Source organism: Pseudomonas aestiva (assembly GCF_039908605.1).
Lineage (GTDB): Bacteria > Pseudomonadota > Gammaproteobacteria > Pseudomonadales > Pseudomonadaceae > Chryseomonas > Chryseomonas aestiva.
In genome coordinates, this window is record NZ_CP150916.1 from 2,884,733 (window position 1) to 2,905,975 (window position 21,243).

Genomic DNA, 21,243 nt, shown 5'->3' on the forward strand with positions numbered 1-21,243 from the left:
ATGGCTGGTTCGATGTGCCAGCCAACGACCGAGCGGGAGCCGCCAGACACCCTCACCCCAGCAACAGCCGAATGGCCCGCTCGATCCGCTCCGCCGCCTGAGCCCGCAGTGCCCTGGGATCATCGCCCAGCAGCGCCCGCAACTGATGCGGCGCGAAGACCAGATCGATGAATCCCTCGAGCAGCCGCTCGACATCGTCCGGCTGATCCGGGCCCGCCTCGATGGCCTGTCGCACCCGCAGGCGACCCGCCTCCCAGCCGATCCGGGTCGCTTCGGCCGCTACTGCCGGAAAGCGATCGGCCGTGGCGATCACCAGGCGCATCATCGCCAGGGTCTCCGGCCGCGAGGCGTGCTCCAGCATGTCCTGACCGGCCAGCCGCAGACGCTCCGCGAGCGGCAGGCCGGAGGCCAAGGGTTCGAGCTGCGGCAGGGTTGCCGAATGACGGCGGATCACCGCCTCGAACAGCTGATCCTTGTTGGCGAAGCGCGCATAGAGGCTGGCCTTGCCCGCACCGGCCAGTCGCGCCACCGCCTCGCAGGAGGTCCCGGCAAAGCCCTGGGCGAGGAAGAGTTCGAAGGCAGCGTCCAGCAGGCGGCGATCGACATCGCCGGCCTCTTCGCGCCGGGGTCGCCCGCCGCGTGGTTTGGTCATTTCGGTCATGGGCGAACCTTAAGCGGATTGACAGCACCTGTAAACTGAACGATAACGTTCAGTTATTCGACTGCGCCCTTTCTTGCGAGGCTCTCCATGACCGATCTCATCCAGCCCTTCCCCATCCGCATACCTGAAGCCCAGCTCGATGAGCTGGCAGCAAGACTCAGGCTTACACGCTGGCCCGACCGCGAGACCGTCCACGATGGCAGTCAGGGGCCGCAACGGGAGCGCCTGCAGGCCCTGGTGGAGCGCTGGAGCGGCGGGTACGACTGGCGGGCGGCCGAGACCCTGCTGAACGGCTGGGGCAGCAGCCGCACCGAGATCGACGGCCTCGGCATCCACTTTCTGCATGTGCGCTCTCCCGAACCGACGGCTACACCCCTGCTGCTCACCCACGGTTGGCCAGGCTCTGTGCTGGAGTTTCGCGACGTGATAGGGCCGCTGAGCGATCCAGTCGCCCATGGCGGTGAATCCGCGGACGCCTTTCACCTGGTCATTCCCGCGCTACCCGGCTTCGGCTTCTCGGACCAGCCCAGCGAGCCCGGCTGGGGAGTGAGCCGCACGGCCCTGACCTGGATCGAACTCATGCGCCGACTCGGCTACGGCGATCACTGGCTGGCCCAGGGCGGCGACTGGGGCGCCGCGGTGACCACCGCCCTGGCCCATATGCGCCCGGCGGGCCTGGCCGGCGTGCACCTGAACATGGTGATGTTCCAGCCCACTGCCGAGGAGGTCGCAGCGGCCACGCCGGACGAGCAGCGGATGCTCGCCGACGCCGCCCGCTACGAGCGCGAATACGCGGGCTACATGAAGGTGCAGACCACCCGCCCGCAATCGGTGGGCTTCGCCCTGGCCGACTCGCCGGTAGGCCTGGCGGCCTGGATCTACGCCCTGTTCCAGGACGTTTCGGACAGCGCAGGCGAACCCGAGCGCGTCCTGCCGCTGGATCATCTGCTCGATGACATCATGCTTTACTGGCTGCCCAATGCCGGCGCCAGTTCGGCGCGTTTCTACTGGGAGGCCAGGCGCGAGATGGCGAACGGCATGCCCAGCGCGCCGCTGCCCCTGCCCGCGGGCGTCAGCATGTTCCCCGGCGAGCAACTGCGGCTGTCGCGCCGCTGGGCCGAGCGGCGCTTCGCCGATCTGCGGTTCTTCGCGGAAGCCGATCAGGGCGGGCACTTCGCGGCGATGGAGAATCCGCAAGAATTCGTCGGTCACCTGCGGGAGGCCTTCCGGGCGATGCGCTGAGGGCGTCCGCTCCAAGACTGTGCCGTAGCAGTTTCACGCAAAGGCCCCGGGTCGCGCTTTAACACTTGTTTACAAGCGTTCAGGAAGTTTTACACGCGGCCCTTTATCGATCAATACCCTTGACTCCCGGCGATCATTCGCTGAATGCCGTTTTCGCGGAGAGGGTTATTAAGGTGAGGCAGGTCGTGAAGCGTATCGGCGCTATCGCCATGCTACTGGGCGTGGCGACCGTCCTGCTGGGGTGGCTGGTCGATCCCTCCCTGTCTCTGCAACACGGCATGAAGCTCGTTTACATAAAGCGCGAGTTCCTGCAGACGGACCTCTTCCTCTGGGGCGCCCTGCTGTTCGCTGCCGGGTTCAATGGCTATGCACTGCATGCCGACCTTTGAGCGCCACGCAGGACCCCAAGCCAGGGGTAGCCAGAATCACCGACGGTTGCCTTTCTGTCCGTCTCCCGGCACGGTGACCCGCCCACCTTGATCGGGACGCTCACCTTGACCCCTACCCTGCACATCGCCGCCGCCATCCTCATGAACGACCGCCAGCAGGTGCTGCTGGTGCGCAAGCGGGGCACCACCGCCTTCATGCAACCGGGCGGCAAGGTGGATCCGGGGGAGCAACCCCTGGAGGCCTTGATCCGCGAGCTGGGGGAAGAGCTTGGCCTGGTCATCACGGCAGAGGCTGCGACCTTTCTCGGCAACTACCAGGCGCCGGCCGCCAATGAACCCGGTTTCAGGGTCGATTGCGCGCTGTATCAGGTAGCCATGGGCGCGGAAGTCCAGGCGGTGCCTGCCGCCGAAATAGAAGAGGCGGTGTGGGTAGCCGTAGACGAACCCGGCGATCTGCCGCTGGCGCCCCTGACCCGCGACGTGATCCTTCCACTGCTCGGGCGCCAACTGCACCCTTAGCAAGCGGCCTTGCGCCCTTGGCCACGGATTTCAGCTTTGCCATGCCAGCTCGGGCCAGGCCGCCTGAAGCATCGGGCGGCCTGGCGCCGGCCAGCGTCAGACCTTGGGCAAGGGCCGCCATCCCCCGGCCGTACGCACCTCGAGGCCAGCCGGCAGGCCATCCAGACGTAGCAGGTGCAACCAGCCGTTGCGCACCAGATCGCGCACTACGGCATGGTTGGCGATCACCTGATCGATCATCGCGCGCGGCGCCTCGATCACCACGTGCAGGCGTAGCGGACGGTGCATCCACCGCTGGCCGTCGTGCAGCGACTGGCGCGCCAGACCGATGCGCAGGTCGCCGCCGTTGCCTTCGAACACGCCGATATGGCCGCCCACCACGTTGTGCAGCAACTTGTTGCCGCTGCCAAAGCGCAGGTTGTCGGTGGTCGAGGTGAAGTACTGCAGGTTGATCCAGTGCGCCACCACCATGGGCGCCGTCATGATCAGCTCCAGCACCCTGCCCTCCCGGTCTTGCCGCCAGTCGTAGTCGTGCAGGAAGACGCGACCCTCCAGGTCCACCGCGCGGGTGCGCGCCCGCGGCGCGGCGATGAAGGCGGCATTGCCGGCGAGGCCCCATTCCGGCCGGGTCTGCGCCCAGTCCCGAGCGCGCCAGCGCAGCTGCCCGAGCAATCTGTCCGGCTGTTCCGGCAGCGGTGCCAGGCCCAGTTTGCCAGCCCGCTGCCGCCGCACCTCGGCGCTGGCGCTGTCCAGCGCCAGCCGCAGGCGCTGCCAGCTGGGCTGGAGCTCTGCGGGAAGCCCCTCGTACCCGAAGACCTGCACCTCATCCGTCGTGGTGTTGTGCAGCCCGGCCAGCACCTGGCAGTGCGGCGGCAGGTCGAGGCCGCGCACCCGCAGCCCGTCGCGCACCTCGGGTTCGTTGAGCAGGCCGGCCAGTAGCCGCGCATTGATCTCGCCGCTCTGACCACAGCAGGCACCGCAGTCCAGACCCGCTGCCTGAGGATTATTGGCGCTCTGGCTGCCGTGGCCGAGCAGCACCAACAGGGACGGCACCGGCCCGTTGAGGCCCATGGCCTTGAGAATGCGCTCGGCCAGGTCGACCTGCTGCAGCCGGGACATCACCGGTAGCTGTGGCTGCAGTTGTTGCCGTTCATGACGGCGCCAGGCGCTGAGTTCGGGCGAAGGCGCGCCACCGGCCAGGCCATAGGTCCGTCCCAGCAGCGCCCCGGCGTAGCCCAGCCCCATGCTTTCCACCAGGGTGAAGGTCGAGGCCGGCAGCCGCTCGAACAGCCGCCAGCGGCCCTGCCGTGCCAGGCGCCCCTGACGCAGCTGTGCCAGCTGGCGATCCCGCGTGGCATCGCCACTGCCCTCGCTGACCTGCAGTTGCGGCGCGAGCAGGCCCGGCAACTGTGGGCGCGTGGCACCGGTACCCAGCGGCGTATAGGCGATGGGCAGCCCGAAGAAGCCGGCGAAACCGCCGGTTTCCAGTGCCGGACAGGTCAGCTCCAGGGCACGCCTGAGGGGCTCGGAACGCACGTCGATGCAGAAGAACAGCTTGGCCAGCGGCACCGGGGGCAAGGCTGCCGGGATGCTCTGGCACAGCGCCTGCTGCAGATGCTCCTGCCAGGCCAGCTCGTCGGCGCGCTGCCAGAGCTGCAGGGCCTGCCAGTTGGCCGAAGGCATCCGCTGCGAGCCCTCCACCCAGGCCGCGCGCCAACTGTGCCAGCGGCTCTCGGCATCGCGCCGGCGATCATCCACCAGCCACTCCCAGGCCGCGCGGATGGCCAGCAGCTCCAGCACCGTCTGGTCGTCCTCGCCCTGCAGCCGGGCCTGCCAGCGCCGATAGGCGCACCAGGAGGCCCAGCCCAGGTTGCGCAGCAGCAGGCAGTCGAACCAGGCCGCCCAGTCTGGGGCTGGCAGTCCCAGGTGTTCGACCGCCGCCTCCAGGGCCGCTTCGGGTTGCGCCGGCAACGCTGCGATCCGCTGGTGCAGATCCCGGCAGCCACTGAGGACGCTCAGGCCCTGGTCGGCCAGCAGGCTGGCGCGCCAGGTCTGATAGAGCCCGCCACCCTCTGCCGGACGCCAATCCGCCTGCTCGTGATCGAACCAGGCCGCGCAGCTCTGACCGATCTGGTGGGTGATCAGCGCCGGCCAGCCCGGAAGCGGGATCCCCGGCTCGGCCAAGTCTTCCAGCAGCGGCAGACCGTGGCCGACCTCCGCGGGGGCCTCCAGTACCTCCAGCAGCCTTACCGGCTTGCAGGATTCCCCCTGCTCGGCCAGTGCCTGCTGCAGATGGCGCTCGGCGATGCGACCGTCCTGCCAGGCCTGGCGATAGTCGGCGGCGTCCAGGGTCAGGCGGCTGCCGGCGCGCTGCCAGAGCTGCGCAGCCACGCTCTGCCAGGCCTGATCGCGCCGCTCCCACAGCGGGTTGACGGCGATCATGCGATCCAGCGGCCAGGTCGGCGCGATGCGCGCACAGGCCTGGCGGACCGCCTCGTGCAGCGCCTGGTGCTTGGGGCTGGAAAACGTTTCGAAGGCAGTCATGCGCGGTCTCCAAGGGTTGCGCTCAGGGGCTGGGGCACACGCGCCGGCCACAGGCGAAAGGTCAGGTGGGTGAAGTGCTCATCCAGGTAGAAGCCGGCGAAGGCCATCGGATAGAGACGTTGCGCCAGGGCGCCGCGCGGCCGGGCCAGCAGCAGTCCCTGCAGCAGGTAGAGCCCGACCAGCATGACCATCGCCACCAGGGCCAGCGGCAGCGGCGCCGCAGCGAGGTGCTGGCCGAGGATCCAGCCGGCCGCCTGATGCCACAGCAGGTAAGCGCCGAGCAGCAGGCCGAACATGAGCCAGCCATGGGCTGGCTGGTCGCGGCGCAGGGTCCAGGGCGCCAGGCCGATCGCCAGTAGCGTCAGGCCCACCAGGGGCAGCGCATGACCGGGCAGCAGCCAGGCGCAAAGCCCTTGCAGCAGCGCCAGCATCAGCGCGGCCACCAGCAGTGCGCGCACCAGCCCGTTCAAGTCGAGCGCTACGGCCTGCGGCTGCAGGGCATGCTGGCGGGCGTGGGCGACCGTCTCACCCGCGGCCAGGAAGGCATGGGCCTTGTAGAGCGAGTGGGCCAGCAGGTGCACCAGCGCCAGTTCGTACAACCCCAGCCCGCATTCCAGCAGCATCAGGCCCATCTGCGCGCAGGTCGACCAGGCCAGGCGGACCTTGATGCTGATCCGGGTCATCATCACCAGGGCCGCGAGGACCGCGGTCAGGCCGCCGACCAGCACCAGCAGGCTCTGCGCCGGAACCGCGGCGGAAAACAGCGGGGCGAAGCGCAGCAGCACGAAGCCGCCCAGGTTGGCCACCCCGGCATGCAGCAGGGCCGAGACCGGCGTGGGAGCCTCCATCACCTGGATCAGCCAGCCATGCACCGGCAACTGGCCGCTTTCAGGATCACTGTCAACGCCAGCAGCAGCGCCGCGCCCTGCAGCTCCCAACCGAGCGCACCCCCCGCCTGCACCTGGGCGTTCACCGCGGCGAGGATCAGCGCGAGCCGGCTGCTACCGCCGGCCTGCACCAGCAACAGGGTCGCCATCAGCAGGCTGACATCGGCGAGGCGGCTGGCGAGGAATTTCTTGTGGGCCGCGACGACCGCCTGCGGGCGCTCGGGGTAGAAGGTCAGCAGTTGGTGCAGGCATAGGCTGGAGAGGATCCAGGCCCCGGCAATCAACAGCAGGTTGCCGCTGGTGACCACCGTCGCCACCGCCGCCAGGGTGGCCAGCAGGGCGAGCACGTAGCGCCGCTGCCCTGCTTCCCCCTCCAGATAGCGCCGGGAATACTCGATGATCACCAGCGCCAGCAGGCTGATGAGTCCGGCCATCGCCAGGCCGAGGCGATCAAGATGCCGGGTGCCGACGAACGCCTGTAGCCAGGCCGCCAGCACCAGCAAGACACCCAGATAACCCGCGACCCGCGCAGGTATCCAGAGTTGGCTCGGTGAAGCGAGGAAGAGCGCGGGCAATAGCGCCAGGGCATAGACCCAGGGCAACAGTGGGACGAGGGAAAACAGCGGGCCAGACATCGTGCACACTCCATGAACACCAGATAGCGACAGTGTCCGGATGTGTACGAATTATTTAAAATAGATTGATCAGAACCTAACGTTCACTTTTTAAGAACGAAGCATGCGCCGACTCAATTTCCATCACCTGCACTACTTCTGGGCCGTCGCCAAGGAAGGCAATCTCACCCGTGCCGCCGAGGCGCTGCATGTCTCCCAGTCCGCCCTCTCTACCCAGATCCGCGTGCTGGAAGACCAGCTCGGCCATCCCCTGTTCATCCGCTCCGGACGGAGCCTGCGGCTGACCGAAGCCGGGCAGCTGGTGCTGGACTACGCCGACACGATCTTCGCCCTGGGCAGCGAGTTGCAGGACACCTTGCAGAACACTCAGGAAGCCAACCAGACACTGCGCATCGGCTCCGTGGCAACGCTCTCGCGCAACTTCCAGGAAAACCTGCTGCGCCCCTTCCTCGGTCGTGAGGACCTGGTGCTGACCCTCGAATCCGGCAGCGTGGACGAATTGCTGGAGCGCCTGGCCCTGCACAAGCTGGACGTGGTGCTGACCAACCAGGCGGTGAGCGCCGACAGCCAGCGCACCTGGCAATGCCGCCTGCTCCATCGCCAGCCGGTGTGCCTGATCGGTCCACCGCGCCAGGACAGCCGCCCCTTCGACCTCCACCGGGACCTGCAACAGGCCCGCCTGATCGTGCCCGGGCGCAGCAGCGACGTGCGTAGCCAGTTCGACGTCTATTGCAGCGGCCAGGGGCTGACGCCGCGCATCTGCGCCGAGGTCGACGACATGGCCCTGCTGCGTCTGCTGGCCCGCGACTCCGGCGACCTGGCCCTGCTGCCCGCCGTGGTGGTGCAGGACGAACTGCGCAGCGGCGCGCTGCAGCTCTACGCCGAAGTCCCCGAGATCGCCGAACGCTTCTATGCGGTGACGCTGCAGCGGCAATTTCGGCTGAGTATTCTGGAGGAGTTGCTAGGGCGGGCGGCGGTGACGGATGCCGTCTTGGTGCCGGAGCCGCTGGAAGCTGCGCCAGGAGACCCTGCCTGACCCCGCCATTGCGGCGGAGTCAGGCAACTGTGCAAAGCGGAAGCGCTAGCCACATTGGGGTTGAAGCCCCGCCTCACTCACGACGCCGTCGCGCTCGCAAGCCCGGCATCAGCCCAGCGTGACGGGCTGCGGTGCCAGTACCGACTGCCGTTTGGTATTGGCGACCGCAGGCGCCGTTTCCGGCATTCGCAGCGCACAGAAGGTAGAAATGACGCCAAGCGAACTGAACAGGAGCGCAGGTCCCATCCAGCCCACCACCGCGAACAGCCCGGTCGCGAGGAACGGCAGCAGGCCCGCGATCATGGAGGCCCCGTTGTAGCCCAGGGAAATACCCGAGGTACGCACATTGGGCGGGAATTGCTCGGTGAACCAGCTGGCTTCGACGGCGAAGATCGGATCGTGGCTAAGCAGCAGGGACAGCGCCACCGCGACGATGACCATGACGAAGACCCCACTGTTGATCAGCAGGAACAGGGGTATGCCGAATGCAATGGTGAACAGCGATCCCAGCAGGAACACCGGCTTGCGCCCGATCCGATCGCTCAGGGCACCAAACAGCAGGTGGCTGAGCAGGCCGAGTGCCGACCCGATCATGGTCCCCCAGAGCACGTTTTCCTTGGTCGCGACCCCCGCTAGCAGGACGTAGGAGAGCATGAAGCTGGTCGCCAGGTAGTAGCCCCCGGTCTCGGCGAGCCGCAGACCGATGATCTGCAGGATCTTTCTCCAGTCGCTGCGGATCACCTCGAGCGCTGGCTGTTTCACCAGCTTGTTCTCCGCCTTCATCTTTTCGAATTCCGGGGATTCGCTGACCCCCATGCGGATGTACATGCCCACGCCGACCATCACCACCGACGCCAGGAATGGCGCTCGCCAGACCCAGTCGCCCTCGAACAGCGCGCCGGATGCCAGGAAGGCGCCATTGGCCATCAACAGGCCCAGCGGAATACCGATCTGCGGTACGGCGCCAAAGAAGCCTCTCCGGTGCGGCGGGGCATGCTCGCAGGCCATCAGCACCGCCCCGCCCCACTCGGCACCGAAGCCGATTCCCTGGATCATCCGGAGCAGGATCAGCAACAACGGCGCGACCAGCCCGGCCTGCTCGTAGGTCGGCAAGGCGCCGATCAATACCGTGGCGCCGCCCATGGCGAGGAGCGACCAGAGCAGAATGGCCTTGCGCCCGATGCGGTCTCCGTAGTGGCCGGCCAGGTAACCCCCTAGGGGTCGCATGAAGAAGCCCACCGCCATGGTGGCGAAGGCGGCGAGGATACCGACGATGGGTTCCGTCGTATGGAAGAACACGCTGCCGAACCAACCGGCAGCGGCCGTCCCGTAGATGAAGAAGTCATAGCTCTCCACCGCCGATCCGATCATGGAGGCGAAAGACACTTTTCCGGCACTGTCCCGAGCCGGCATGGCCTTGCTATCTGAAGGGTGCATGGATAACTCCGCTACCTATTGTTGTTGTAATGAGGCAGGTGTCTGCCTCTGGTGGTGAAGCCGAGAAACTGTGAACCGTCGGCGCTAGCGCCAAGTCTCGATGACGCGACTGTCATCCCGCTGACCGAGCCCCGCTGCGGCCGCTGCCTGGAAACGGGCATGGGCGGTATCGAGCAGCGGTACCGCGGCCTGGCAGGCCTGGGCGGCCTCGGCGACCAGCCCACTGTCTTTCACGAAGATGTCCACCATGCTGGTCACACGGGTGTCCGTGCCTTCCAGCATGCGCGGGCCTCGGTCGCTAAGCATCCAGGAGCCGCCTGCGCCCTTCTCGACCAGTGCCAGCACCTGCTCCGGCTGCAGCCCCAGGGCGCGTGCCAGACTCAGCGCCTCGGCGGCCGCCACCAGGTGCACGGAGCACAGGTGCTGGTTGACCACCTTGATCGCCTGGCCATCGCCCACCTGGACACCGGCATTCTTGACCTCGCCCATTGCCTGCAAGACCGGCTCGCAACGGGCTACGGCTGCAGACGCCCCCGAGGCGAAGATAAGCAGGCTTCCAGTAAGGGCGCGGGCTACCCCGCCGGTGACCGGTGCATCCACGACCTGAACACCTAGCGCCTGAAGACGGCTCGCCTGCTCACGGACGGACGCCGGTCCCACGGTGCTCATGATTATCCAGTGCTGGTCGGAACGCAGCCCACTGCACTGGCTGACCAGGGAGGCCAACTGCGCTGGCGTTGCCACCATCACTACCACGACGTCGGCATCGATCAGCGCCTGCCACTCGGCGACCGCTTCCAGCCCTTCCGCCGCAGCCCGCTTGCGCGACGCCTCCGACAGCTCGATGCCGATGATCCGGTGCCCGGCGCGCTGAATCTGTACCGCCATGGGCAAGCCGATGGCGCCCAGCCCTACGAAAGCTACGTTCATACTGCCTCCTAACCCAACCAGCTTTGAATGCGGGCGACCATGGCGGCCGTAGAAATGCCGTAGCGATCGTGCAGTGTCGGCAAGGCACCGGCGTCGAGGAATTGATCAGGGAGGGCGATCTGCCGAAACTCCGGGTGCACGCGGGCGCGCAACAACGTCAGCGCGACCGCCTCGCTCAAGCCGCCCACGGTGCTGTGATTCTCGGCCACTATGACCAGCCGTCCACTCCGGCGGCATTGCTCGATGAGGGTGGCCTCATCCAGCGGCTTGATGGTGGGTACATGCAACACCGCTACGTCGGCACTGCCATCCGCCATGGCTTCAGCGACTTCCAGCGCCCGCATGGTCATGATGCCGCTGGACACGATCAGCACATCGCGCCCGTCACGCAGCAACTTAGCCTTGCCCAGCTCGAACTGGTAGTCGTATTGGTCCAGGACCATCGGCACCTTGCCCCGCAGCAGGCGCATGTAGACCGGCCCCTGGTGAGCGGCGATGGCCGCGACCGCCTGGGTGGTATCCAGCGCGTCGCAGGGATCGACCACGGTCAGACCGGGTATCGCGCGCATCAGCGCAAGATCGTCGGTGGCCTGGTGGCTCGGGCCATATCCGGTGGTAAGCCCTGGCAGGGCCGCGCAGATCTTGACGTTCAGATGCTCTTCGGCGATGACCTGATGGATGAAGTCATACGCCCGGCGGGTGGCGAACACGGCGTAGGTCGTGGCGAACGGCACCAGGCCTTCCTTCGCCAGACCACCAGCAGCTGCCATCAAGAGCTGCTCCGCCATGCCCATCTGCAGGTAACGCTCGGGAAACTCCCGGGCGAAGATGTGCAGATCCGTGTACTTGGAAAGATCCGCGGTCATCCCGACGATACGCGAATCCCGTTTGGCTGCCGCGATGAGCGCCTGCCCGAAGGGCGCCGCCTCGGTACGCTGCCCCTCGCTGGCAATCGAGGCGATCATCGCCGAGGTGGTAAGGCGTGGCTTCTTGAGAGTATCGACGCTCATGTCACTGCGCTCCCTGCTGATAGTGGCGATCGAGGACGTCGAGCGCCTGCTGCCATTCATGGGGCTCGACGCGAATGAAGTGGTTCTTTTCCCGAGCTTCGAGAAAGTCCACGCCCTTGCCCATCAGGGTGTCGAACAGGATGACCCGGGGCTTGGACTCGGTCAGCGCCATGGCGCTATCGAACGCCGCGAGTACGGCGGCCAGATCATTGCCGTCCACGCGCTGGACGTGCCAGCCGAAAGCCTGCCACTTGTCCACCAGCGGTTCGAATCCCAGGATGTCGTTGGAATCGCCGTCAGCCTGCTGTCTGTTCAAGTCCACCAGGGCAATGAGATTGCTCAACCCATGGTGCGCAGCCGACATTGCGGCCTCCCAGGTCGCTCCTTCGTCGAGTTCGCCATCGGACATGGAGTTGAAGACCCTCGCCGGGTTGTTCTTCAGCCGCAGTCCCAGCGCCATGCCAACTCCAATCGCCAGCCCTTGGCCAAGCGATCCACCGGAGATCTCCATGCCTGGCGTGTAGGTGGCCATTCCCGACATCGGCAGCCGACTGTCATCCGCGCCATAGCTCTCCAGCTCACTTTCGGGAATCACCTGCGCCTCCAGCAAGGCGGCATAGAGCGCTATCGCGTAATGGCCATGGGAGAGCAGAAACCGATCTCGACCCTCCCACTCAGGATCGCTGGGGTCGAGATCCATGGCGTGGCAATAGGCAACGGCCAGGACGTCAGCCCAACCGAGGGCCTGGCCCACATAACCCTGGCCCTGGACTTCACCCATACGCAAGGCAAAACGGCGGATGCGCCAGGCGTGATAGGCCAGACGCTCGAGCGGCTCCACTGCCGGAGCAGTGGCTACAGATCTTATTGTCATTATGGATTCCTCGATGTGCAGACCCACTCACGACAGGTGCTTAGAATTCATGCTGAGCACGGCGAGTGGCCTGAAATCCAAGCTAACATCGAAAAAACACGACCGACAAAGGAGTTTTTAACAGCAATGGATGAATTCAGCTCACGTATGAATCGGCTCAGACGCGTACCCTTGACGACCTTCAGAGTCTTCGAAGCCGCTGGCAGAACCGAATCCTTTGCCATGGCCTCCCAGGAGCTGGGTATCACCTCCAGCGCGGTCAGCCACTCCATTCGCAAGCTCGAGGAAAGCATCGAGCTCACGCTGTTCGAACGCAGCACGCGCGAAGTCCGCCTCACCACCAAGGGCCGCCTGTTGCTCGAACACGTTCAGCGCGGGCTGGGCGAGATGCATCGAGGACTTTCGCTCATTCAGACGGATGAACCGCCGCCGCTGCGGCTGCACACCGCGCCCAGCTTCGCGACCCAGTGGCTATTGCCCAGGTTGCCGGATTTCGTGAAGAAACATCCCCACATCGATCTGCGCTTCTCGGCGAGTACCGACTATGCACGGTTCGAGAATGACGACTTCGACCTCGACATCGTCTATGGCGAACCGCGGCAGGATTTCTGCGAACACGTGCCCCTGGCCGTCGAGCACCTCACCCCGCTTTGCAGCCCCGCGCTGGCCGCAGTCATCAAGGCGCCGCAAGACCTGCACCAGCACACCCTGATCCAGTGCGATGTGCAGATGCTGCAGTGGAAGGGCTGGTTCGAGGCCAACCACCTGCTCCCCGCCCACCACTATGCTCTGCGCTTCGACCGCAGCGCCATGGCGATTGCCGCCGCGGTCAATGGCATGGGCGTGGTCCTGGAATCCACGCTGCTGGCCGAACGGGAACTGCAGGAGGGTCGCCTGGTAGCCCCCTTGCGCAGCCTGACCCACGACATCCAGTACGTAGGCCACTTTCTCGCCTACCCCAAGAGCCGGACCCGCAAAGAAGCGGCGGAAGTCTTCAAGAAATGGCTGCTGGATGAGTTGGGGGTTCGTTGACCCGGCATAAGGCTCGCCTAGGTCGGCAAGAGCGGCGAGCGATGAGCTTCGCTCGGCGCTGCACCGCTACCTCACCACGCCATTGGCCTTGAACAGCCAGGCAAAGGCCTGGTCCAGGGTCGGCGATGCCGTGTCGACAGGCTCGTGTGCGAGCTGAGCGGCTGTCCGTGCAAACACTTCCCTGACCCCGGGCAGCACCGCCACCGGCAGCTCGGCAGCCCGCAGTTGGCGTTCGGCCTCTTCCACTTCCTTGAGACGGCGCGGAGCATGCACCACATGCGTCCTGATCAGGGCGCCGAGAAAGTCCCTGAGCGAAGCCTGGTCGATATCGCTCAGAGCATCGTGGAGCTGTTCCGTGACGCCCTGCTTCTCGGCCGCCATGAAGCACTCGATGGTCAGGGCTTCCAGGCCCTTGGTGAACACGCTGCGCAGGATTTTCAGGGCGGCCGCATCGCCCGCGGCGCCTCCCTCGACCGGCTTGAGCGGTGCACCGGCTTCAGCGAAGAGCGCAACAGCGCGCTCCAGGCCGATGCCGGCGCCCAGCAGATTGGTCTTCGCGTGCGTCAACGCGATGGCCCCCAGGATGGCCACGTCCACATAGGGGATCGAGCGCTCGGCCGCGATGGCCGCGGCTCGCCTGATCTGCTCCGGATCCGCGGTGGTCATGTCGATGAACAGCGTACCCGCCTGCATAAGGGCAAGCGCCTGCTCGGCGACCGGGAACGAGACGGTGCCGAAAACGCAGGAGACGACGACGTCACAAGCGGCCACCGCGTCCTCTATCGAGGTGACGAGTGCCAGGTCGTGCTCTTTCGCGAAGGCCTGGGCTCTGGGTGAGGGCTTGAGGTCGCACAAGAGGATTTCATGTCCCGCGGCCACCCAGGGGTGCGCATAGGTAAGACCTACTTCGCCTGCGCCGATAATCGCTAGCTTCATTTTCTTCTTCCGTAATCAATGGGCCGCGTAGGCGCCCCGGTAGGTTCCAGCGGCAATCTGCGCGAGCATCTCCGCTTCCTTGCGCTCGGTCGCCAGACAACGGTCGAGCAACTCCGCCGCCTGGGCGATGGGAAAGGCGACAATGCCGTCATGGTCACCCACGACGAGGTCTCCTGGCGACACGATCATGTCGCCAATGCTCACCGGCACGTTGATCTCGCCCGGGCCGTTCTTGTAGGGGCCCCGGTGATAGCCCCCACGCGCGAAGATGGGAAAGCTGCCCTTGCTGATCGTCGCCAGGTCGCGGATCGCCCCATCGACGACGACCCCCGCGGCCCCGCGCTTTTCCGCGATAGCCGCCATGATGTCGCCCATCAGGGCGCGACTCAGGTCGCCGCCGCCATCGACCACCAGCACCTGGCCAGGGACGAGGAGCTCCAGCGCCTGGTGGATCGCCCGATTGTCGCCGGCGGGTACTTTGACGGTGAGCGCAAGGCCCGCCATGGTGCCTTCGATCCGGTGGAAGGGCCGCAGCCGAGCGCCTGGAAGCCGGTCGAGACAGTCGCTGATGATCGAGGTGGAGGTGCGGGCGAAGGCTTCGACCAGCGCGGTCGGACGGGAAGCGATGACGTTCATGGGGGCTCCTCTTGTTGGGTGACGTCGAGGATAGGCCGGTAGCCAAATAGAAAAAGCGATATTAAGGTATGACCACTCATGCCCTGAAGGAATGCCAATGGTCACGCTACGGCAATTGCTGGCGCTGCACTGGATCGAACGTCTGGGTACCTTCGAAAGGGCTGCAGAACACCTCAACACCACCCAGTCGGCCATCTCGAAACGGGTGCAGGAGCTGGAGTCCTCCACCGGCCTGCAATTGTTCGATCGCTCGCAGCGGGGTGCCCGCTTCACCGCCGAGGGCGAGGAGCTGCTGGTCATCGCGCGGGAGATGCTCGATCTGAACGAACGCATCACCTCGCTCAAGGATGGCAAGCACGTCACCACGCGCCGCCTGCGACTGGGCGTTACCGAACTCACCGCCTGGACCTGGCTACCGCGCCTGGTCACACGACTGGTCGCGGACTTCCCCGGGCTGACAGTGGAACCCGAGGTCGACATGAGTCGCAACCTGCACGAGCGGCTTATGGACGACCTGGTCGACCTCATCGTGATCCCGGACACCTTCACGGCACCTGAGGTCACCAGCGTGCCCCTGGCGACCGTGGAGAATGCCTGGATGGCCGCGCCGGGACTGGTGCGGAGTTCAGGCGTGGTGAGCCTGGCCGAGCTGGCCAAGTATCCCATGCTGATGCAGGGCAAGAAGTCCGGATCCGGCCTGTTCGTGAACCGCTGGCTGCACGCACGCGGCATAGAGCTGCCGAGGATCCTCTCCTCCGACAGCCTTACCGCCATGCTCGGCCTGGCCTCGGCGGGCCTGGGCGTCACCTATCTGCCGCGCGAGTGTTTTCGGCCGCTGGTGGACGAAGGCAAGCTCGTCATCGTCGAGACCGATCCCGAGCTGCCACCGGTTCCCTACATGGCGATGTACCGCAACGACCGGCCCTCGACCTTCGTCGCCGAGATCGCCACGCTGGCGACGCAACTCTGCGACTTCACGAAACAGTTGCAGCGTTAGTCAGGGACCGCTGCATCGCCCCGCGCGTAACTTTCGCGGGGCAACGGTCAAGACCTTGCCAGGCCACTCGACCCGCTAGGCATCCGACTCGCCGACAGGCGCGGTAGCCGGCTCGGAAATGGTCAGCACGAAGGCCAGCGCGGCCAGGGAGCAGACACCGAGGAAGATGAACACCGCCGTCCAGCTGTAGCTGTCCAGCAGGAAGCCGGTGATCAGCGGCGCCATGGCACCCCCTGCCTGGCCCGCGCTGTTGACCACGGAGGCAGCCACCGGATAGGTCGTTCTGGTCGTCAGTCCCATCGAATAGACCGAGAACGACGAGTAGCCGATATTGAGCAGAAAGCCGGTACCGAACAGCAACAGACCGACCGCGAGCAGCCCATTGGGCGCGTAAACCAGCGCGACCATCATCACGCAGGTCGCTACCGCGCTGATCATCATGGTCGGTTTGCGACGGCGGTCCAGGATTCGATCCGATAGCCAGCCGCCGACGATATTGCCAAGTACCCCGCCAACGAAGGGCAAGGACGCCACGAAGCCGACCTGCATCAGTTCGAAGTGCTTCACCTCACCCAGGTACTTGGGGAGCCAGGCCAGGAGCACGTTCACTACACCGGTCATGAGCAGGTAGCCCAGACCACATCCCCAGATGTTCCAGGATCTGAACACGGAGCGGGACGTATCCAGGACGGGGGTGCGCTCATAGCGCAGCGCGCGGTCGAGCCTGCCGAAATCCCGGTGCTTACGGACCGACTCGCTGTGCGCAGTCGTCTGGTCTTCGATGTGCTCGGCTTCGGCGTCACTGACCTGCTTGCAGGCCCGCGGGTCATTGGGGACGAGCCACCACCAGAGCAAGGCCAGCAGCACGCCTGGCAGGGCGAAGGCAATGAACATGGTGCGCCAGCCATCGAGCAGAATCAGCGCCGCCCCCAGTGGCGGTGCGATCACCGCACCCATCTTCGCGGCGGACAGGAACGCCCCGGTAGCCGTGCCCTTTTCCCGCGGCGGAAACCAGCGGTTGATGGTGCTCAGCATCGACAGCGGCAAGGCAGCTTCTGCCACGCCCAGGGCCGAGCGATAGAGCTTGAGCATGCCGATGCTGTGGGAGGTGCCGATCAGCAGCGTCACCAGCGACGTCAGCCCAATCGCTGCGGGAGCGACCACGCGCACGCTGACCTTGCTCAGCAGGAAGCCTGCCGGTATCTGACCCAGCGAGTAGAACAGGAAGAAGGCACTGACCAGCAGACCCACCTCGGCATTGGTCGCACCGAATTCCTTCTGGATATAGGGCAGGGCGATGCCGATATTGGCCCGATCGGCTGCAGCGAGCATGTACACGACCACGATGACCGCCAGTACCACCCAGCGGTAGCGGGTCCTGGACCGCGTCTGTAGCGCTGACCGTTCCGCTACTGCCGGCGCCGGCTTTGAAGCCAGGGATTCGGTCATGAGTCCTCCGATTTTTATGTTTATTAAAGGTGACGGAGGTTTTACGACGACCAATTAATGGAAAAAAGCGATAAAGAGGAACAGGCATTCATTCCCCTTTGGAATGCGCTTACGCCATATCCGGTGGAATGTCGGTGCTTGAGCGCCTGGCAGCCGCAACTCCGTCTGCCCCGCCGCGCTCCCCTCACCGGGATGCCGGCCGGAAACACGGATAACCCATAATCGGCAGACGAGTCTGTAGATCCTCTTTCCAGTTGATGGACTGCCGCCAACCACCCAGCACCCCAGGCGTGCCCTCCTCCCCCTCGCCCGCTACAATGCGCGCCTTGCCGTGCCACGCCTGATCGAGAAGAACCGCCATGTCCCTGCCCAAGCACCATCTGGAATTGCTCAGCCCTGCCCGCGATGTCGGTATCGCGCGAGAGGCCATCCTGCATGGGGCCGATGCCATCTATATTGGCGGGCCGAGCTTCGGGGCGCGGCACAATGCCTGCAACGAGGTCAGCGAGATCGCCGAGCTGGTGAAATTCGCCCGGCGCTATCACGCGCGCGTGTTCACCACCATCAACACCATCCTGCATGACGACGAGCTGGAGCCGGCACGCAAGCTGATCCACCAGCTGTACGACGCCGGCGTGGATGCGCTGATCGTGCAGGACCTGGGCGTGCTGGAACTGGACATCCCGCCGATCGAGCTGCATGCCAGCACCCAGACCGACATCCGCACCCTGGCGCGGGCCAAGTTTCTCGATCAGGCCGGCTTTTCCCAGCTGGTGCTGGCGCGCGAGCTGAATCTGCAGGAGATCGCGGCCATCGCCGCCGAGACCGACGCGGCCGTCGAATTCTTCATCCATGGCGCCCTGTGCGTGGCCTTCTCCGGCCAGTGCAACATCTCCCATGCCCAGACCGGCCGCAGCGCCAACCGGGGCGACTGCTCCCAGGCCTGCCGCCTGCCCTACACCCTGAAGGACGACCAGGGTCGGGTGGTGGCCTTCGAGAAGCACCTGCTGTCGATGAAGGACAACAACCAGAGCGCCAACCTGCGTGCCCTGGTCGAGGCCGGCGTGCGCTCCTTCAAGATCGAGGGGCGCTACAAGGACATGGGCTACGTGAAGAACATCACCGCCTACTACCGCCAGTTGCTCGACGAGATCCTCGAAGACCGCACCGACCTGGCGCGCGCCTCCAGCGGCCGCACGGCGCACTTCTTCGTGCCCGATCCGGACAAGACCTTCCACCGCGGCAGTACCGACTACTTCGTCACCGACCGCAAGGTGGACATCGGCGCCTTCGACTCGCCGACTTTTACCGGGCTGCCGGTGGGTCAGGTGGAAAAGGTCAGCAAGCGCGACTTCATCGCCGTGACCGAAGAGCCGCTGTCCAACGGCGACGGGCTCAACGTGCTGGTCAAGCGCGAGGTGGTGGGCTTCCGCGCCAACGTTGCCGAACTGAAAGGTGAATTCGAAGAAGACGGGGCGAAGCGCTATCGCTATCGCGTCGAACCCAACGAGATGCCCGAGGGGCTGTTCCGCCTGCGACCGAATCATCCGCTGTCGCGCAACCTTGACCACAACTGGCAGCAGGCCCTGCTCAAGACCAGCGCCGAGCGCCGCATCGGCGTGCGCTGGCAGGCCGAGCTGCGCGAGCAGCGATTGCAGCTGACCGCCATCAGCGAGGAAGGCGTGAGCGTCACCGTTGCCCTGGACGGTCCCTTCGGCATGGCCAACAAGCCGGAGCAGGCGCTGGATGGGCTGCGCGATCTGCTGACCCAGCTGGGCACCACCGAGTACCACGCGCTAAACGTGACCCTGGATGCCCCCCAGGCCTTCTTCGTACCCAATTCGCAACTCAAGGCGTTGCGCCGCGAGGCCATCGAGCAGCTGACCGCGGCGCGCATCGCCGCCTACCCGCGCGGCCGCCGCAAGGCCGAGACCAGTCCGCCGCCGGTGTATCCCGAGTCGCACCTGTCGTTTCTCTACAACGTCTACAACCAGAAGGCCCGCGACTTCTACCACCGCCATGGCGTGCAACTGATCGACGCCGCCTACGAGGCCCACGAAGAGCCTGGCGAGGTGCCGGTGATGATCACCAAGCACTGCCTGCGCTTCTCCTTCAACCTCTGCCCCAAGCAGGCCAAGGGCGTCACCGGCGTGCGCACCAAGGTCGCGCCCATGCAACTGGTCCACGGCGACGAGGTGCTGACCCTGAAGTTCGACTGCAAGCCTTGCGAGATGCATGTGGTGGGCAAGATGAAGGGCCATATCCTCGACCTGCCGCTGCCGGGCAGCCAGGCCGCGGCCAAGGCACTGGCCAGCATCAGCCCGGAAGACCTGCTCAAGACCATCCGCAACAAGCCGACCGGATACAGTCACTGAGCCCGGCAAGGCGCTCGGGACTGATCTGCACCGAGGTCTCGCACACCAGGTAATCACCCCCGGGGGCCCAGCCGGCCGGAACGCTGTCGGTCACCCGGTCGGGCCGCCACTTGCTGCTTCCCTGAGCGCGACCGGCGCTCGATCCTCCCGCCTGTCCCTCTCCTTTACCACCTGCCGTCGAGAGTGGGTGAGTCTACTTTTTGTCACCTTGGCACCGGCCGCCGCAACCACCGGGCCAGAGGCGCTCGCGCTTGATAGCCGACTGACCGGCACGTGCCGAACGGTCCCGAACCCTGAAAAAAAGTGCACGGCACCGCCGCAATGGACTCCAACCTGGCTGATGCCTACCGCGGTTTCCTGGCTGAATGGCCGAGCCGGCGGACGGCGTCCTGTGTTCCAGTTGACCAAGAGCGCGCTGGGATAAAACGAGTCGCGACCGCGCCTGCGCGGCCGAGTCGTGGCGATTTCTGAACCGGCTAGAAGACCCCCTGCTTTATGGATCTCGGATTTTTCAACACCCTGCTATCGACCAGTCTGCTCGGCATCTCGCTGGCCAACTGGCTCGCCATGCTGTGCATCATCCTGCTCAGCTTCACCCTCGCCCGTACCGCTATCGGCTTCGTCCTGAGAAATCTGCGGACCCGCGCCGAGAAACCGGGTGCCCATGTCAGCCATATCGCCATCCAGGTGCTCTCCAGCACCAGCAATACCCTGCTGTTGCTGGCCGCCATCCTGATCGGCGTGGGGATACTGGATCTCCCCGAGCGCTGGCTGACGCGGGTCAGCAGCCTCTGGTTCGTGGTAGCGGCCTTGCAGGCCGGGCTGTGGGCCAACCGGGCGGTGGCCCTGGCGCTGCACCATTACTTCGTCAAGCACAGCCAGGCGGACGTCTACCAGGGCAGCGCCCTGGCCACCCTGTCACTCTGGGGCGCCAAGGTGCTGCTCTGGGCCGTGGTCGGCCTGGCGATGCTGTCCAATCTCGGCGTCAACATCACCGCCTTTGTCGCCAGCCTCGGCGTAGGTGGCATCGCCATCGCCCTGGCGGTGCAGAACATCCTGGGTGATGTGTTCGCCTCCCTCTCCATCGCGGTGGACAAGCCCTTCGAGGTGGGCGACTTCATCGTCGTCGGCTCGCTGGCGGGCACCGTCGAGCACGTGGGCCTGAAGACCACCCGGATCAGAAGTCTGGGCGGCGAACAGATCGTCATGGCGAACGCCGAGATGATCGGCAGCACCATCCAGAACTACAAGAAGCTGCAGGAGCGTCGCATCGTCTTCAAATTCGGCCTGACCTATGCCAGCCAGCCGAAGCAGATCAGGCAGGTTACTGCCGCCCTGAAAGACATCATTCAGCGGCAGGACAAGACGCGCTTCGACCGGGCTCATCTGCTGGCCTTCGGCGATAGCTCGCTGGACTTCGAGGTCGTCTACATCGTCCTGGATGCCAGCTACAACCTGTACATGGACATCCAGCAGGCGATCAATCTGGAGATGATGGAAGCCTTCGCCAAGATCGGCGTGCGCTTCGCCCTCTCCAGCAGAAGCCTGTATGTCGAATCCCTGCCCGGGAACTTCACGGCCGAGCGGGATCGGCAGGAAGAGAATGAGTCGGTTGGCCAGCACCGGCCAGTGATCCAGTAGCATTCCGCCAGGA

At 65.5% G+C, this 21,243-nt stretch carries 17 protein-coding genes and 1 pseudogene; 8 read left to right on the plus strand and 10 right to left on the minus strand.

Going from position 1 to position 21,243, the window contains the following annotated elements; genetic code table 11:
• Positions 1–52: 52 nt before the first annotated feature.
• Complete coding sequence (locus AABM56_RS13470) at positions 53–661, minus strand: TetR/AcrR family transcriptional regulator (protein WP_347883353.1); 609 nt, start codon at positions 659–661, stop codon at positions 53–55.
• Between the two features lie 87 nt (positions 662–748).
• Between AABM56_RS13470 and AABM56_RS13475 the strand changes: the two genes are divergently transcribed.
• From AABM56_RS13475 to AABM56_RS13485, 3 genes are all read left to right on the plus strand, one after another.
• Positions 749–1,903, plus strand: coding sequence for an epoxide hydrolase family protein (locus AABM56_RS13475; RefSeq protein WP_347883354.1), 1,155 nt, complete (start codon positions 749–751; stop codon positions 1,901–1,903).
• A 185-nt stretch (positions 1,904–2,088) separates the two neighbouring features.
• Entirely contained in the window at positions 2,089–2,292 is a 204-nt protein-coding gene (locus tag AABM56_RS13480) for a hypothetical protein (RefSeq protein WP_347883355.1), read from the plus strand.
• A gap of 105 nt (positions 2,293–2,397) precedes the next feature.
• Entirely contained in the window at positions 2,398–2,811 is a 414-nt protein-coding gene (locus tag AABM56_RS13485) for an NUDIX domain-containing protein (protein WP_347883356.1), read from the plus strand.
• Between the two features lie 96 nt (positions 2,812–2,907).
• On the opposite strand, the gene AABM56_RS13490 is transcribed toward AABM56_RS13485, so the two are convergent.
• A complete protein-coding gene (locus AABM56_RS13490) occupies positions 2,908–5,355 on the minus strand; it encodes a DUF2309 domain-containing protein (RefSeq protein WP_347883357.1) in 2,448 nt (815 codons plus the stop codon).
• Positions 5,352–6,877: pseudogene (locus tag AABM56_RS23130) on the minus strand (NADH-quinone oxidoreductase subunit L). The gene AABM56_RS13490 and the pseudogene AABM56_RS23130 overlap by 4 nt, the downstream one beginning before the upstream one ends.
• Before the next feature lie 103 nt (positions 6,878–6,980).
• Here AABM56_RS23130 and AABM56_RS13505 point away from each other — a divergent pair.
• Complete coding sequence (locus AABM56_RS13505; protein WP_347883359.1) at positions 6,981–7,913, plus strand: LysR family transcriptional regulator; 933 nt, start codon at positions 6,981–6,983, stop codon at positions 7,911–7,913.
• A 108-nt stretch (positions 7,914–8,021) separates the two neighbouring features.
• Here the strand turns inward: AABM56_RS13505 and AABM56_RS13510 are convergent, their stop codons facing one another.
• The 4 genes from AABM56_RS13510 to AABM56_RS13525 all read right to left on the minus strand — a co-directional run bounded on the left by AABM56_RS13510 (position 8,022) and on the right by AABM56_RS13525 (position 12,164).
• Positions 8,022–9,350, minus strand: a complete 1,329-nt coding sequence (locus AABM56_RS13510; RefSeq protein ID WP_347883360.1) for an MFS transporter — start codon at positions 9,348–9,350, stop codon at positions 8,022–8,024.
• A gap of 84 nt (positions 9,351–9,434) precedes the next feature.
• Positions 9,435–10,280: an NAD(P)-dependent oxidoreductase gene (locus AABM56_RS13515; protein WP_347883361.1), complete on the minus strand. Its 846-nt coding sequence runs from the start codon at positions 10,278–10,280 to the stop codon at positions 9,435–9,437.
• 8 nt (positions 10,281–10,288) lie between these two features.
• Entirely contained in the window at positions 10,289–11,290 is a 1,002-nt protein-coding gene (locus AABM56_RS13520) for a transketolase family protein (RefSeq protein WP_282282843.1), read from the minus strand.
• A gap of 1 nt (position 11,291) precedes the next feature.
• Positions 11,292–12,164 carry a transketolase gene (locus AABM56_RS13525; RefSeq protein WP_347883362.1) on the minus strand — a complete coding sequence of 291 codons (873 nt, stop codon included), beginning with the start codon at positions 12,162–12,164 and terminating at the stop codon, positions 11,292–11,294.
• Positions 12,165–12,311: 147 nt separating this feature from the next.
• Here AABM56_RS13525 and AABM56_RS13530 point away from each other — a divergent pair, with 147 nt between their 5' ends.
• The gene (locus tag AABM56_RS13530; RefSeq protein WP_347883363.1) at positions 12,312–13,196 is read left to right on the plus strand and encodes a LysR substrate-binding domain-containing protein; all 885 of its coding nucleotides are present in this window, start codon (positions 12,312–12,314) and stop codon (positions 13,194–13,196) included.
• 66 nt (positions 13,197–13,262) lie between these two features.
• Here the strand turns inward: AABM56_RS13530 and AABM56_RS13535 are convergent, their stop codons facing one another.
• Both AABM56_RS13535 and AABM56_RS13540 read right to left on the minus strand, forming a co-directional pair.
• Positions 13,263–14,132 carry an NAD(P)-binding domain-containing protein gene (locus AABM56_RS13535; protein ID WP_347883364.1) on the minus strand — a complete coding sequence of 290 codons (870 nt, stop codon included), beginning with the start codon at positions 14,130–14,132 and terminating at the stop codon, positions 13,263–13,265.
• A gap of 15 nt (positions 14,133–14,147) precedes the next feature.
• Positions 14,148–14,768: an RraA family protein gene (locus tag AABM56_RS13540; protein ID WP_133860938.1), complete on the minus strand. Its 621-nt coding sequence runs from the start codon at positions 14,766–14,768 to the stop codon at positions 14,148–14,150.
• A gap of 97 nt (positions 14,769–14,865) precedes the next feature.
• On the opposite strand from AABM56_RS13540, the gene AABM56_RS13545 reads away from it, so the two are divergent.
• Positions 14,866–15,765: a LysR family transcriptional regulator gene (locus AABM56_RS13545; protein WP_058790481.1), complete on the plus strand. Its 900-nt coding sequence runs from the start codon at positions 14,866–14,868 to the stop codon at positions 15,763–15,765.
• Between the two features lie 75 nt (positions 15,766–15,840).
• Here AABM56_RS13545 and AABM56_RS13550 read toward each other — a convergent pair whose 3' ends face one another.
• Complete coding sequence (locus AABM56_RS13550) at positions 15,841–17,214, minus strand: MFS transporter (RefSeq protein WP_347883365.1); 1,374 nt, start codon at positions 17,212–17,214, stop codon at positions 15,841–15,843.
• Positions 17,215–17,573: 359 nt separating this feature from the next.
• On the opposite strand from AABM56_RS13550, the gene AABM56_RS13555 reads away from it, so the two are divergent.
• Both AABM56_RS13555 and AABM56_RS13560 read left to right on the plus strand, forming a co-directional pair.
• Positions 17,574–19,589, plus strand: coding sequence for a U32 family peptidase (locus tag AABM56_RS13555; protein ID WP_347883366.1), 2,016 nt, complete (start codon positions 17,574–17,576; stop codon positions 19,587–19,589).
• Between the two features lie 495 nt (positions 19,590–20,084).
• Positions 20,085–21,230, plus strand: coding sequence for a mechanosensitive ion channel family protein (locus AABM56_RS13560; protein WP_347883367.1), 1,146 nt, complete (start codon positions 20,085–20,087; stop codon positions 21,228–21,230).
• Positions 21,231–21,243 lie beyond the last annotated feature (13 nt).

Bases quoted from the DNA above. Each gene is read 5' to 3' on its own strand.
- AABM56_RS13475 (WP_347883354.1), top strand. From the start codon at position 749: ATGACCGATCTCATCCAGCCCTTCCCCATCCGCATACCTGAAGCCCAG.
- AABM56_RS13490 (WP_347883357.1), bottom strand. From the start codon at position 5,355: ATGACTGCCTTCGAAACGTTTTCCAGCCCCAAGCACCAGGCGCTGCAC.
- AABM56_RS13540 (WP_133860938.1), bottom strand. From the start codon at position 14,768: ATGAACGTCATCGCTTCCCGTCCGACCGCGCTGGTCGAAGCCTTCGCC.
- AABM56_RS13535 (WP_347883364.1), bottom strand. From the start codon at position 14,132: ATGAAGCTAGCGATTATCGGCGCAGGCGAAGTAGGTCTTACCTATGCG.
- AABM56_RS13530 (WP_347883363.1), top strand. From the start codon at position 12,312: ATGAATCGGCTCAGACGCGTACCCTTGACGACCTTCAGAGTCTTCGAA.
- AABM56_RS13510 (WP_347883360.1), bottom strand. From the start codon at position 9,350: ATGCACCCTTCAGATAGCAAGGCCATGCCGGCTCGGGACAGTGCCGGA.
- AABM56_RS13545 (WP_058790481.1), top strand. From the start codon at position 14,866: ATGGTCACGCTACGGCAATTGCTGGCGCTGCACTGGATCGAACGTCTG.
- AABM56_RS13525 (WP_347883362.1), bottom strand. From the start codon at position 12,164: ATGACAATAAGATCTGTAGCCACTGCTCCGGCAGTGGAGCCGCTCGAG.
- AABM56_RS13560 (WP_347883367.1), top strand. From the start codon at position 20,085: ATGGATCTCGGATTTTTCAACACCCTGCTATCGACCAGTCTGCTCGGC.
- AABM56_RS13470 (WP_347883353.1), bottom strand. From the start codon at position 661: ATGACCGAAATGACCAAACCACGCGGCGGGCGACCCCGGCGCGAAGAG.
- AABM56_RS13550 (WP_347883365.1), bottom strand. From the start codon at position 17,214: ATGACCGAATCCCTGGCTTCAAAGCCGGCGCCGGCAGTAGCGGAACGG.
- AABM56_RS13515 (WP_347883361.1), bottom strand. From the start codon at position 10,280: ATGAACGTAGCTTTCGTAGGGCTGGGCGCCATCGGCTTGCCCATGGCG.
- AABM56_RS13505 (WP_347883359.1), top strand. From the start codon at position 6,981: ATGCGCCGACTCAATTTCCATCACCTGCACTACTTCTGGGCCGTCGCC.
- AABM56_RS13520 (WP_282282843.1), bottom strand. From the start codon at position 11,290: ATGAGCGTCGATACTCTCAAGAAGCCACGCCTTACCACCTCGGCGATG.
- AABM56_RS13555 (WP_347883366.1), top strand. From the start codon at position 17,574: ATGTCCCTGCCCAAGCACCATCTGGAATTGCTCAGCCCTGCCCGCGAT.